The organism is Maridesulfovibrio sp. FT414 (assembly GCF_050916235.1).
Lineage (GTDB): Bacteria > Desulfobacterota > Desulfovibrionia > Desulfovibrionales > Desulfovibrionaceae > Maridesulfovibrio.
The window spans coordinates 210,274-223,887 of record NZ_CP104854.1; the positions used below are offsets into that span (position 1 = coordinate 210,274).

General features: G+C 49.5%; 13 protein-coding genes. 2 read left to right on the forward strand and 11 right to left on the reverse strand.

Annotated elements, in window-relative coordinates; genetic code table 11:
- Positions 1 to 53: 53 nt before the first annotated feature.
- The 3 genes from N7E73_RS00960 to gpt all read right to left on the reverse strand — a co-directional run bounded on the left by N7E73_RS00960 (position 54) and on the right by gpt (position 2,862).
- Positions 54 to 1,112: an ABC transporter permease gene (locus tag N7E73_RS00960; protein ID WP_432736864.1), complete on the reverse strand. Its 1,059-nt coding sequence runs from the start codon at positions 1,110 to 1,112 to the stop codon at positions 54 to 56.
- Positions 1,113 to 1,118: 6 nt separating this feature from the next.
- Positions 1,119 to 2,195, reverse strand: a complete 1,077-nt coding sequence (locus N7E73_RS00965; RefSeq protein WP_432736866.1) for a BMP family ABC transporter substrate-binding protein — start codon at positions 2,193 to 2,195, stop codon at positions 1,119 to 1,121.
- Between the two features lie 193 nt (positions 2,196 to 2,388).
- Positions 2,389 to 2,862 (reverse strand): xanthine phosphoribosyltransferase, encoded by a 474-nt coding sequence (gpt, locus tag N7E73_RS00970; protein WP_432738819.1) that lies wholly within the window; start codon positions 2,860 to 2,862, stop codon positions 2,389 to 2,391.
- Positions 2,863 to 3,224: 362 nt separating this feature from the next.
- Here gpt and N7E73_RS00975 point away from each other — a divergent pair, with 362 nt between their 5' ends.
- Positions 3,225 to 4,298 carry a GGDEF domain-containing protein gene (locus tag N7E73_RS00975; protein WP_432736868.1) on the forward strand — a complete coding sequence of 358 codons (1,074 nt, stop codon included), beginning with the start codon at positions 3,225 to 3,227 and terminating at the stop codon, positions 4,296 to 4,298.
- Positions 4,299 to 4,426: 128 nt separating this feature from the next.
- Here the strand turns inward: N7E73_RS00975 and N7E73_RS00980 are convergent, their stop codons facing one another.
- The 7 genes from N7E73_RS00980 to N7E73_RS01010 all read right to left on the reverse strand — a co-directional run bounded on the left by N7E73_RS00980 (position 4,427) and on the right by N7E73_RS01010 (position 11,911).
- The gene (locus tag N7E73_RS00980; protein WP_432736870.1) at positions 4,427 to 5,746 is read right to left on the reverse strand and encodes a deoxyguanosinetriphosphate triphosphohydrolase; all 1,320 of its coding nucleotides are present in this window, start codon (positions 5,744 to 5,746) and stop codon (positions 4,427 to 4,429) included.
- 96 nt (positions 5,747 to 5,842) lie between these two features.
- Positions 5,843 to 6,655: a substrate-binding periplasmic protein gene (locus tag N7E73_RS00985; RefSeq protein WP_432736871.1), complete on the reverse strand. Its 813-nt coding sequence runs from the start codon at positions 6,653 to 6,655 to the stop codon at positions 5,843 to 5,845.
- Positions 6,656 to 6,696: 41 nt separating this feature from the next.
- Positions 6,697 to 8,130 carry a dihydrolipoyl dehydrogenase family protein gene (locus N7E73_RS00990; RefSeq protein WP_432736872.1) on the reverse strand — a complete coding sequence of 478 codons (1,434 nt, stop codon included), beginning with the start codon at positions 8,128 to 8,130 and terminating at the stop codon, positions 6,697 to 6,699.
- A 129-nt stretch (positions 8,131 to 8,259) separates the two neighbouring features.
- Positions 8,260 to 9,210 (reverse strand): glucokinase, encoded by a 951-nt coding sequence (locus N7E73_RS00995; protein WP_432736873.1) that lies wholly within the window; start codon positions 9,208 to 9,210, stop codon positions 8,260 to 8,262.
- Positions 9,211 to 9,438: 228 nt separating this feature from the next.
- Positions 9,439 to 10,302 (reverse strand): motility protein A, encoded by an 864-nt coding sequence (locus tag N7E73_RS01000; RefSeq protein ID WP_432736874.1) that lies wholly within the window; start codon positions 10,300 to 10,302, stop codon positions 9,439 to 9,441.
- An 11-nt stretch (positions 10,303 to 10,313) separates the two neighbouring features.
- Positions 10,314 to 11,036: an OmpA/MotB family protein gene (locus N7E73_RS01005; protein WP_432736875.1), complete on the reverse strand. Its 723-nt coding sequence runs from the start codon at positions 11,034 to 11,036 to the stop codon at positions 10,314 to 10,316.
- A 269-nt stretch (positions 11,037 to 11,305) separates the two neighbouring features.
- Positions 11,306 to 11,911 carry a DJ-1/PfpI family protein gene (locus N7E73_RS01010; protein WP_432736876.1) on the reverse strand — a complete coding sequence of 202 codons (606 nt, stop codon included), beginning with the start codon at positions 11,909 to 11,911 and terminating at the stop codon, positions 11,306 to 11,308.
- A gap of 169 nt (positions 11,912 to 12,080) precedes the next feature.
- On the opposite strand from N7E73_RS01010, the gene N7E73_RS01015 reads away from it, so the two are divergent.
- Positions 12,081 to 12,584, forward strand: a complete 504-nt coding sequence (locus N7E73_RS01015) for a hypothetical protein (protein WP_432736878.1) — start codon at positions 12,081 to 12,083, stop codon at positions 12,582 to 12,584.
- Positions 12,585 to 12,758: 174 nt separating this feature from the next.
- On the opposite strand, the gene N7E73_RS01020 is transcribed toward N7E73_RS01015, so the two are convergent.
- On the reverse strand, positions 12,759 to 13,463 hold the full coding sequence (locus N7E73_RS01020; protein WP_432736879.1) for an SDR family oxidoreductase: 705 nt from the start codon (positions 13,461 to 13,463) through the stop codon (positions 12,759 to 12,761).
- Between the last annotated feature and the right edge of the window lie 151 nt (positions 13,464 to 13,614).

The window sequence follows — 13,614 nt, forward strand, 5'->3', positions numbered from 1 at the left end:
ATTATCCCATCTTCCGCCCAAGAGAAATGTGCTTTTCAAAGCACTCCTGCACCTTAATTCTTCTTCACAATCTTATAAGTAACCAGCATCTGACCGGCCAGAACAGACAGTAGAATAAGCCCTTCCATAATTGATCCGAAAGAGGCCGGAGTCTGCAGCTCAAGCTGCATATTCTCTACTCCGACACGCAGTGCAGCCAGCAGATACGCGGAAATACCGATATACAAAGGATGGAGGCGCGCCAGCCAGGCAACAACAATCGCGGTATAACCGTAGCCCACCATGATGCTGGGCTGAAGTCTGTTGATGGTTGCCGAAGCTTCAATGCAACCGGCCCACCCGGCCAGAGCCCCTGAAAGCGCCATAACCAGAATAGTCAGCATTCCGTACGGCAGGCGGGAGTACATGGCAACCTTCACCCCTTCACCGGCAACCCGTATCTCAAAGCCGAGACGGGTGAAACGCATGAAGGCCCACATGGCTACTCCTGCCCCTACACAGACGGCAAATCCCCAATGCAGGCGGGTTTCACCTATATGCCCGATGATTGCGGCGGGAGAAAACTCCGGAGTCACTGGGAAGCCGAAACTGGCCGGATCTTTCCATACCCCAAAAACAAGATACTCAAGCAGAAGTATGGCGATGTAGTTTAACATCAGGGTGGAGATAATCTCGTTCACCTGCAGCTTAAGACGCAGGATGGCCGGGATATAGGCCCAGAATGCTCCGAAAAGTGCGGCGCAGATGAACATGAGCGGCATAAGCACAAATCCGGAAAGATCGGGAAATGAAAGTGCGGCCCAAGTTGCACCGATGGCGCCGAGTGCGAACTGGCCTTCCGCACCGATGTTCCAGACCTGCATCCTGAAAGCGATAGCCACACCCAGTGCGCAGAGAAAAATCGGGATAGATTTTAAAAGGGCATCTTCCAAAGCCCAGGAAGCACCAAAAGACCCCTGCCAGAGCACAAGGAGTCCTTGAACAGCAGATTTACCCTGCAATTCGAGCAGGAGCGCGCTTATCCCGAAAGACAGAACCAAAGCGCCCACGATAATAATCGGGGCGCCCCAGTTCCAGGGTTCGTCGCGCTTTTGTAAGCGATAACCCAACATAAATTATTACTTGGTATTTCCGATTACGCCTTCAACAAACCAGTTCATGCCGAGCAGGTCGGGATCGGACATGGTCTTGCCGGCGGGAACGATTTCCTTTCCGGTCTGGTCGTTGATGGGGCCAACGAAAATAGCATTGTTGCCTTTAATGATCTCTTCCTTGGCTGCAAGAACCTTGTCCTTAACATCCTGAGGAACCATGGGACCGAAGGGAGCAATATCAACTACGCCCTGATCCATGCCCCACCACAGAGCCTCGTTACCCTGCCAGACACCGTCACGAACCTGTTCAACAGTGTTCTTGAAGAGCGGAGCCCAGTTCCAGATGGCAGCGGTCAGGTGAGCCTTTGGAGCCATTTTGGACATGTCGGAGTTGTAAGCGATGGAATACTTGCCGCGTTCCTGAGCTGCTTCCTGGGGACCGGGGGAATCCTGGTGCTGGGTGATGATGTCAGCCTTCATATCCAGCAGGGAGATGGCTGCGTCTTTTTCCAGAGCAGGATCGTACCAGGTCTTGGTCCATACAACGCGAACGGTTGCTTCGGGGTTCACGGAACGTGCTCCGAGAGCAAATGCGTTGATACCGCGGATTACTTCAGGAATGGGGAAGGCGGCAACATAGCCGATCACGTTGGACTTGGTCATCAGACCAGCAACGATACCGGTCAGGTAGCGGGCCTGATACATGCGGCCAAAGTAGTTGCTCATGTTAGGGGTGGTCTTGAAACCAGAGCAGTGCATGAAAGCAACGTTGGGGAACTTCTTGGAAACCTTGACCATGGGGTCCATGTAACCGAAGCTGGTTCCGAAAATTACATCATAGCCTTTGCGGGCGAAGTTGAGAACTACACGCTCGGAGTCGGGACCTTCAGGAACAGACTCAACAAAAGAAGTTTCAACCCAGGGAAGAGCTTCAAGAGCTTTGCGGCCCTGATCCTGAGCATAGGAGTAACCTTCGTCACCCACGGGGGAAATGTAGACAAAACCGACTTTGAGCTTATCTTTCTTAGCTCCGGCAAAAGCCACGGATGCCATCATTACGGACATTGCCGCAACAAGGGCCATAAGCAGAACTTTACGCATCTTCCACTCCTTCGAATTCAATTTTGAAAAGTCAACGAAGTTCCGTACCAACGAATCTTCCCTTAAAAGAAAGGCCGCAGCACAGGACAAATAAAAAACAAATACACAACCAGCCCCCGGACTCCCTTGTCCGGCAGCTGGCAATGCAAAAACTGTCCTGAACCTGATATAGTTAAAGCCTGGAATTCAGGCTCTAATCTTCTGAATTTTCCTGAGATACCTTCACAATGGGCTGGCAGAACTGAGTCGCGCTGTCCCACGGGAAAAGTATCCAGGTATCCTGACTGACCTCGGTTATGTAAGTGTCCACAAGCGGACGCCCTTCCGGCTTGGCATAAATAGTCGCAAAATGAGCTTTTGGCACCATTTCACGCACCAGCCTGGCGGTACCGCCGGTGTCAACAAGATCGTCAACCAGAAGCCAGCCTTCGCCGTCGCCCTCAAAACCCTTGAGCACAGTGGCCTTCTTTTCCTGAACTTTCCAATCATAAGTTGAAATACAGATCGTGTCGATATGTCTGATATCAAGTTCACGGGCCAGAATTGCGGCAGGAACAAGCCCGCCACGGGTTATGGCCAGAATGCCTTTGAAAGGCCCCTTATCTAGCAGCCTCCACGAGAGAGCTCTGCAATCACGCTGGAGCTGGTCCCAGGATATGGGGTACATTTTAGAATATCTGTCAGCCTTGGACAATTTCAATCTCCTTGGATTTCCTTCTGTACACGCGGATTCCCTAGCGTAAGGAGTGCGTAAGGGCAACAGAAAAATAAACGCAAACAGCCATTAATGTAAAAAACATTTTCGCCATTAGCCGCCTTTCCAAGTCAAACAGTCGCGGAAAAGACTGCCCTGTCCACTGCTAAAACTTAATAGCAGTTTATTGCTCTACCCGCTACCCTGTTGAGTTGTCCTGCTGGGGAAAAAGAGAGACCCAGCAGTATTAAATTATAATTTTACAGAACAGTAATGGCGGGTTAAATTAATAAAGAAAATGCCCCAAATGACCGCAAGCTGCAAAGGTAGAACACATGAGACACCGAGACGCCAATAAATTAAGATACCGGATAACCCTGCCTCTGATCATTGTCCTTTCATTGGCAGCTGTATATTTTTTTCACACCATCATAATCGAACATAGAAATTACAATGACCTCCGCAGCAGACTCTCCGAAATTCAGCTTACTGCATATGAAATCCTGAACGACAAAACAGGAACAGGATACGATCTTCACCGCCTCAGAACGCTGGTGGAAGAACTTCAGAATTATCCGGAGTCAGGAAGGTTTTACCGGGCTCTGAACAATGAATCGACAGCGCTGCTGCCCTCAGCGGAAGCTTTCATGGATGCCACTGGGGCAGATAACAATTCCGCCCTTCCCGGTACTTTGGACAACCTCGACAGAGCTCTAAGGTCCGTACTTGATGAAATCCGCAACGACTTCAAACCTGAAGCAGCCAATCAGATCAAAATTGAATACGGACTGCTTTTCATGATCAGTCTCATGGTACTCATCCACTATATTTTCATCAATTACCCCATGCGGCAGGAACTAGCCAGAAATGTCCGTGAAAACGAGACCTGCAACTCCACCATCCGCAAGCTTGCCGAACGTGATACCCTGACCAATTTACCAGGCCGCATGAAATTCTATGAGGATTCTGAACGCGAAATTGCCGCAGCCACGCGGTACGGTTCCGATCTGACCCTTATCAAAATGGACATTCACAATTTCAAGGAAATCAACCGGCAGCACGGACAAAAGGCTGGAGACAAGCTGCTTGCAGGTTTCGCCAGAACCGTGCGTAAGCACCTGCGCAGGCCGGACAGTTTTTTCCGTGTTGGCGGAGACAAATTTATAATTCTGGCTCCACACACAAACATGAAAAATGCTCAGAATCTGGCTGAAAAAATCGGCAAGCTGATTGATTCAGACAAAACCCTGAAGGTGATCCCATTCAACGTAAATACAGGTATTGCAACCTGCTCACCGGACGATACGGCTGAATCCCTGTTGAAAAAGGTTGATCTGGCATTGACCGAATCAAAAAAATATGGAGCCGGAGCAGTGTACACCCACCCGGAGCCACCCAAAGAAGATTAAGCATATCTAAAATCAAATACATCAAAAACCCGAATGTCCTCCGCTACAATAACTATCGGAGGACATTCGGGTTTAAATACCGCAGGGCAACAGGATAGACCTTTGCGACTGGAATAAAAATGTCCAGACTATCTGCGCAGGAGGGATATCCCGGAAATCTTGTTGAAGGTCCGCACGGCAAAGGCATCGGTCATGCCTGACACATAATCGACTATCTTCTGGGTATTTTCGTAAACAGTGAGGTCTTCCGACGGCTTGTAATCATCGGGAAGAAGTTTGATGGATTTTTTACTTTTTGCGCCCAACTTTCCATCCTTGTGCAGCTCACAGACAATCTGACCGTAAAAATCCAGTATTTTCCAGAGCACCTCATACGCAGCTGCTTCCGTATCAATTACTTCCGTAGAATTGTAGACTTTCTCAATTGCAACCTTCTTAAGCAGACTGAACTCAGTCGCCTTCCCGATCTGTTCTGTCAGACTTGAGCTGAAGGTCCCTGCAAGGATTGCCTCCTCGTTTTCCATGAAAACTTCGCAGGAACTGGTTACAAGATTATTGATTGTGGCCGCACGAAGATATTCAATCTTTTCCTTTTCCTCGCTTATTCCCTGCACCCGATCAACAATAGCCGGATTATAATCTAGAATCTCCATAAACATGCCATAGAGGTCATCAAAAGAAACAAGCCCGAGGCGGTGGCCGTCCTCCATATCGACAACATGGTAGCAGATGTCATCGGCAGCCTCGACGAGATAGGCAAACGGATGACGCGCCCACCTGTTGCCTGCGTCCCTGACCAGCCCCAGATGATCCGCAATCTCTGCGTAAGTGTCTACTTCGCTCGAAAAAATGCCGAATTTTTTCTTGTTACCGGCATGCTCCGAGGTAAACGGATATTTTGTGAAAGCCGCAAGCGTGGCACAGGTCAACTGCATCCCTCCGCGGCTGTTGGGTCTCTGCAGCACCAGAACATTGCGGAGTCCCTGCGCATTTCCTTCAAACATCTTGAAGTCGCTGCGTCGCTTTTTATCTATCCAGGTACAGAGGCTCTGACCGGTGGGAGTACTCTCAAACCAGTCTCGGATAGCGTCCTCTCCGGAATGACCGAATGGAGGGTTGCCTATATCGTGCATGAGGCATGCAGTGGCCACCACGGTTGCCGGTTCTGCCGGCATGAGGTCAAGACCGTGCTTATCAATAAGCCTGCTGCCGGCCATATAGCCGAGAGAGCGCCCTACGGAAGAAGTTTCAAGACTGTGGGTCAGCCTGGTCCGCACATAATCACTTCTGGAAAGGGGAAAGACCTGAGTCTTGTCCTGCAACCGCCGGAAGGCCGAAGAAAAAATAATGCGGTCAAAATCCTTCTGAAATTCACTGCGATCCTGACTGATTTCCGAAACTATTTCCTTACCTATTCGCTGCTTGCTGAGCAATTTATTCCACTGCATGACTGATCCTTGGAATGATAAACCATAATAATTTATAGAGAGGGAGCACTATGAAAGGAATACATGACAGGCGGAGGTCGAACAGGACATCTCGGATCAATACTTTTTATTATAATATTCATCCAAGACAAAGGGTTCGCCCGGGAAATCATTCATGAAGCGCTTCCGGTACTTATCTATGATAGAATTCCATGTACCGTCATCCTTCATGGATTTCAACGCCTTGTTGAAGCGGACCAGCAATTTATCCGCCCCGGTCTTCCTGCAGAAGGAAACATGAATCGGATTATAGGCCACGGGAGGTAGAAGCCTGCGAATGTCACCCAAGAGTCCTGCCTCTCGCGCAGTATAGTAAGTGGAAAGATCATCCGCTATGAAGATATCGAATCTTCGCTTGACCAGCTTGCAAAGATTTCCCAGCACAGAATCGGTCACATCAATATTAATATTCCGATGCTCATTTATAAAGGCATCAATAGCCGGACCATAGCTGAAACTGTTTATAACTCCAAAAGTGCGCCCGCGCAGCTCCTTGATGTCTCCAGTAAATTCAATATCCGAATCGCTGCGAACAAAAAGCGTCATGGCCTCAACGCGGACGGGATCGCTGTAGACCATGTATTCACATCGCTCCGGGGTCTTCAGAACCTGAAAGACACCATCCGTTGCATTGTGTAGAGCCATTGCAAGAGCCCGTTTCCACGGAACAAATTCAAACTCTACCTGCTCATCCATCCGCCGAAAGGCTTCCTGAATAATTTCTACATCACAACCGGCAGGAGAACCGTTTTCTGCATATCCATAAGGAGGATATTCCAATGAAGCCAGCTTATACACTCTTGCTGATGCAGATCCGGCAAGCAGAACACAAGCTATCACAACGGATAAAATGATGTACAACAATCTCATAAGCACCCAACCCTGCTTTATTAAGGAAGGGCCAATATAACCTATCCGTGATAAGAAAACAACAAACGCAAAATTTTTCTCACCTTATCGGAAAACAACTTTTCGCCGAGCAATTTTCCGGCGACCTTCTTATTAATTTCACCGAGAGTTGGATACGGATGGATCGCCCCTGCCAGCGTTGCCAGACCAACTCCGCCGTTTACAGCCGCAACCCATTCTGAAAGCAATTCCCCGGCATGAACGGAAGCTATCTGGCAACCTGCCGGTTTTCCCTTTTTATTCAGCAGAATTTTTATACGCCCCGCCCCCTCACCTTCAGCCAGAGCCCGGTCACTGGACGAAAACTCTTCAATGACAGTTGTATATTCAACTCCCTTTTTGCGAGCCCTTTTCTCATTAAGTCCAACGCTTGCCAGCTCCGGATCAGTATAAGTACACCAGGGAAGCCATGTATAGTCAGCCTTGCGCGGCAGAAGAAAAACCGCGTTGGAAATAACAATTCCGCCTTCATATCCGGCAGCGTGAGTGAAGCGGTGCTGACCTGTCACATCACCGGCGGCGTAGATATGAGGAACAGACGTTCTCATGCGCGAGTCCACCCTGACCGATCCTTTATCAAGGGCGACCCCTATCCGCTCAAGGCCAAGACCGTCCGTATTCGACCTGCGCCCCATGGCGACAAGCAGTTGAGCACCCTTCACGACTTTATCCTGCCCGGCAACAGTCAAACGGACCTCGACACCGTCAGGAGAAGGTCGAGCCTCATCCACACCGGCATTGAGAATGAACTCCACGCCGTCTTTCTCCATGGATTTCTGGACATAGGCGGCCATGTCCGCATCTTCCCCGCTCAAAATCTGCGCACTGCGCTGAATTAGCGTTACCGGACACCCCAGTCGCCGGAAAGCCTGCGCCAGCTCCACCGCAATTGGCCCGCCACCCAGAACAACAAGAGACTTCGGAAGATCCTTGAGGCTGAAGATATCCACATTGGTCAGATAAGGAACGCGTTCCAATCCCTGTATGCGAGGAACATCAGGAGACGATCCGGAAGCAATGACCCATTTACCCGCAGAGATGCGACTGCCATCAAGCGAAACAGTATGATCATCCACGAAAGTGCTGTTTCCGAACCTGACATCAACACCAAGAGAAGAAAAACGTTCCACGGAATCATGGACCTGAATAACGGAAATAACCTCGGCGATGCGTTTGGACACCATGGAGTAATCAACCGGCGGCAATGCAACCGGAGGCAAACCGAACTCCTCTGCCCTGCCCATAAGATGTCGCACCCGAGCCGTGCGGATCAGAGTCTTACTGGGCACACATCCGTAATGCAGGCAATCTCCGCCAAGCCGGGGTTCTTTATCCAGAAGCAGCACCTTAACGCCCAGACGGGAGGCACCGGCAGCAACAGTCAGCCCGGCCGCACCGCCGCCGATAATGCCGAGATCATAATCGTAACCTGCCATGCAAAGCTCCTTATCTGTCACAGACAGTCTGCCAGTTAATCAACACACCATGCTTCCAAGCCCCTTTCCTATCAGAAACCGGCAAAACGGCTTTGGTCTGAGGGCTAAAAAAGACCGGACCAACGACAACTATCTGTGCAGGACACCGCGCAGGGCCGCGCCGTATAACCCGCTGTCCTGATTATCGTTAAGAAATACCGGAATACGCTTGAGCAGATCGTTCATGGAGCTGGAACGCAGGAATTCATCCATAAATACCGGATGTTCCACCACGAAGGGATTCTTAGCCACGATGCCGCCGGAAATGTACAATCCGCCTGTGGCACAGACACTCAAGGCATAATTACGGCAACAGCGGGCTGTAAACCTCGCATACCATTCAAGAGTGCGGTTGCCCTCCTTCATTCGTGCTGCAACTTCACTGGCTTCAAGCTCTTCTCCGGCCAGATAGCGGTGCAGTGCAGTCAACCCGCGCCCGGTCAAAACTTCGTCTCCGCAGCAATAGTTTATTCCGCGGCGATCCATCACGTAGTGACAGAAATCCAGCTCTTCGGCAGTTTCAGCAGGAAAGGAGATGTGTCCGGCTTCCGAGGGAACCGGAGCGAAACCCTGGCCCGGCAAAGGAACAAGCGCACAGTGTCCAAGGCCTGTACCCGCCCCGATAACCCCGACGGTTCCGGTCGGTGATACATCCACATCATGCACGACCCTGCACCCTGCAACAGCGCTGGTACGGCAGGCATAGGCCTGAGCAACAAAATCGTTTATGAGTACGGCGTCTCTGAATCCGTACTTTTCGAATCCCCCGGTGAAATCCACATCCCAATCAACGTTGGTTACGTTGCAGTATACCCCGCGAATGACAGGCCCGGCGGGTGCCAGCACCGCAACATCAAAATCCTGCGGAGAATAAGGAAATTCACTTTCCGCCAGCATATCCATCAGAAGCCCGAAACTTTTCGCGGCCTTACTGGAAAGCCAAACCGTTTCCTTCATTACCGGCTGCCCATCAGGCCCGGCTTCAAAAGCTGCAAACCTGCTGTTTGTACCGCCGATATCAACTGCCAGAACACGTCCCATAAAAACCATCCTTGGAAAAATGACCGCCACGCAAATGGCATAAAAGCTTAAACAACCTTCGTGAACGAGGATAATACAATCAACAGTGATACGTAAACGGACAACTGGTTATTTTATGTGATGTTGCCGCAGAGTCAAAAAACGGACACAAAAAAGGACGGCCCTGTCATTACGACAGGACCGCCCGGTGACTCATTCAATACCGTAAGGACTGTTGCCAGATCAGTTTCAGGAGGCCTTGACCAGCGGGACTTCGCGCAGGATTTTATCCTTTGTCTGCCGTTCCTGTCTGCGCATCTTGATATACTTGCGAGTGATGTTCCGCAGTTCTTCGGTCTTGGCTTCGCGGTCTTCAGGACAGAGGAAGGCCACCAGCTTTCTTTCAAGCTTGTAGGGGTTCTGTTCCTTCTTGATAGCGACAACACCATCCATGATCATCTTCTGGTTAATCAGTTCGTTGCGGGTTCTGGTTCTTACGGTCTCGGCCATGGGAGCAAAGACCATATTACTCAGGATTACACCGTAAAGGGTCGAAATAAATGCCACCGGAATATGCTGCAGAATGACCTCGGGATTATCTATACCCATAAGCAGACCAATCAGGCCGATTACCGATCCGGCAACACCGAAAGCCGGAGCGTAACGGGCCATAGCTTGGAAAACCCGTTCTGATTCACTGCGCCGCATATGGAAAAATGACATTTCGGTTCTTAGGCAATCCTTGATTTCATCTTCCTCAAAATTATCCACCAACAGGGTCAGGGAATTTCGCAAAAAAGAAATCGTTGTGTTTTCGCCTGCTTTTTCAAGGGAAAGCATGCCGTCCATTCTGGAACGTACACTGAGATCCAGCAGGGTATCGACAATCTCCTCGTGAGTGGTCAGCCGTCCGGAATATGTTTCACGAACGACCTTAAAGGCATCACGGAGCTGCTCAAATGGATAGCTCAAAAAGACTGCAACTCCCAACCCGGACAGGACAATAGCCAGGGCCGCGGCATTCCAGTAAAGAGCTATCCCGCCGCTGAGCCAGAAACTGCCCAGAAATATTACTGAAGCGACAATTACGCCGACCAGATTCTTCTTATTCATAACAGACCTCCTTACTTGGTATTGATGTCGGTATTGATGACTATGATTTCAACGCGGCGGTTGTTGCCCTTGACCTTGCCCATATCACCGGGCAGCTCAGGAGCTGAATCGCCCCGTCCGCTGACTATTATCCGAACAGGATCAATTGCCTTCTCGTATACAAGGAACCCTGCCACTCGTGCGGCACGTGAAGCTGAAAGCTCAAACGCCCCCTTTTGTCCAACCCTGGCCACATCGCTTTCATCAACATGGCCTATTACATGGATTGCGTGGGTGCTGGTCTTGAGAACTTCTGCAACTTCATCAAGATACTTGCGGGTCTTGGCTTCAAAATTCACATTTCCTGGTGCAAAAAAAGCGTCTCCGCGCATGACGATCTTCAGCTCGCCGTCTTCCTCTTTCATGCTCACGGAGCCGTCATCACTGCGGTAGAGAGTATCCTGAGGAGTCAGCATGACATCTGCACTGCTACTCATGGCATCACGGTGGAATGTAATCATTTCAATGAGATCATCGGCCGGATTGACTGCGACCTGATGCCGGGGGTTGCCGCTGAACAGCACCTTTATGTTTTCCTTGGACTGACTGTAGATAAACAGCACCACGAACAGAACGAACATGACCATCATCAGGTCAGCCCAAGGAACCGACCATCCATTCATGCCTGAAGTGTCCGTGTCCGAAGAATCAAACTCCATCAGGCCTATTTCTTTTTTCAGTTCGTCAAAATTCATACACTGCTCCATTGATTCAGATGCATAGGGTTCAGCCCCGACGTACTCACCTGCATCAGAAGCAAGGGTAATGCCAATCGCAAAATAAGTGTATTTTAAAGGCATTAAGCTATGCTAAAATAAATATTAACGTTGCTTAAAAATACAAAAGTCAAAAAGAGGACATAAACGTTTTGCGCAACCGTCGGTAAACACAAAAAAAGTGAGCAGGTCCAAGATCTGCTCACTTTTTAAAAATCATGCAGGCTAAGACCTGCCGGCTCAAAGGACTAGCTGTTGCTCAACGCACTCACGATGGCTTCCCCGAACTTTGAAGCAGCCTTAGGACCGTTGGCGGTGATGATGTTACCATCTACAACAACGCTGTCACTCTGATAGTCGCAGCCATGACTGCCCATGACCTGACGCGCACCGCTTTTGGGATGGGCTGTGGCCTTTTTACCATCAAGAACACCGGAATAGGCAAGCAATCCCGGAGCCGCACAGATGGCTGCCACGATCTTTCCGTCCGCCGCAGCCTGACGGACTACGTTATGGGCGTCTTCGTTCTCCCATTCCTTTTTAATACCGTTACCACCAATGATGACAATCGCATCATAATCAGCAGGATTTGCATCTTTGATCAGCAGGGTAGACTCAACACGTTTACCCTTGTGCCCCTTGAGTGTGCCGACTTTGGAGCTGGCAACAGTACAGACTGCACCGCTTCCCTCAAGAGCATTAAAAGTATCGGTGTATTCATTCTGCTCAAAATCGGACTTGGCAACAATCATAAGAACCTTTTTCCCCTGCGCACCGGCAAAAGCAGGACATGCCATGCCGAAAACAGCAACAAAGGCAGAAAAAACAACAAAAATACGAAGTAAGCGATTCATAACTACCTCTCCTATATAGAATTAATACGCTTATGTATTTGATCTTATCAAACGGGTCAATCGGGTCCTGCAGAATCGGGGAAAGAAAATATAAGTTTCTACCTTTTGACGCGAACAGTTTTATTTCTTATAAATCTAATCAATTATAGCAAGAGTACAGGGGGAAAATATGAATGAGTTGTGGGCGGTGATTATTGCCGGGCTATTAGGCTTCTGGGCGGCAGTCTGTGTTATGCGGCAAAGGGAACAGGACAAAGCACTTGAGGGTGAACTTCAGCTGAGACGCAGGGAAATAAGAAAGACAGCAGCCCTGATTACGACTCACACTCCGCGGGAATTCGGGGGATGCGGAGGGAACCGCAACAGAGAGCTGGCTGCAGCCAGGCTCAGGCAACTCCACACGACGCTCGCAGTCAGGCTAAGTCCGGAAGGCAAAAGCGACCTGATCCTGCTGCAAGCCTTGGACGATCTTATCGATGACATTAAAAACGGCCGTACCGGAACAAACGGACATGCAGAAGTCATCAGACTGGTTGCAGCAGTCCTTACCGAGCAGGAAAGCCATAAACCTCTGGGTACATGCATTTTCGACACTGCTGTAGGGGCAGTCAAATGGGTCTACACCCTTCCGGAAAAACTTACTGAATATGACCGGGAAAGGAAAACCAACTGACAAACAGCTGATTCTGCGTGACTTCGGAAAAGATAAGAACCGGACACGTTCGGTTGCATGGTATACTTTAAATTTCAGAAGGGAAAAAGGCCGCAATATTGGCTACATACCATCTTCTGAGCAGGATTGCGGCCTTTCCATTATAAATGGCTTTAAGTCATTGTCTGCCCGAAACTATACTGACCGAGTTATGCCACCATCCACCCGCAGATTCTGGCCTGTGATGTATCCTGATTTCTCTGACGCAAGGAAGAACACGGTCTCGGCTATTTCATCAACTGTTCCGTAACGCCCCATGGGAATTCTGGAACGCCGTTCATCTTTCTCAGGCAGACTGTCGATGAATCCCGGCAAAACGTTATTCATACGGATTCCTTTTGCTGCGTACTGATCGGAATACAGTTTGGTAAAAGCAGCAAGGCTTGAGCGGAACATTCCGGAAGTTGGGAAAAGAGCTTCCGGCTCAAAGCAGGCATAGGTAGAAATATTCACAATGGAACCGCTTCCCTGTCTGAGCATGACAGGAGTCACCAGCCGGGCTATACGCACCACGTTAAGCAGGTATACCTCCATTCCTCTGAAGTAATCTTCGTCAGTCATTTCAAGAATGTCGCCTTTCGGTCCGTGCCCGGCGCTGTTTACTGCAACGTCAATACGCCCCCACTTTTCCATAACACCATCGATAAACGCCGCAAGATCATCAGGGTTGAGGTTCGAACCTGTAAAACCGTATCCACCAAGTTCCTTGGCAAGAGCCTCGCCTTTGCCCGAAGAAGATAAAATCGCTACATTATAACCTTCCGCCGCCAATTTACGGGCTGCTCCAGCTCCCATTCCACTGCCGCCTGCGGTAATGACAGCCACTTTTTCTTTTAACATTACAATTCCTGCGTATAAATTGTTTCTCGTGTTGATATAAACCAACCAATACGTTAAGTTTAAACTACATATAATATCATGCCAGAACCAACAGCCTCTTCAACAAGCCGTTGCTAAATTCAACTATCCAAAATTATTCATTAACGCAAAT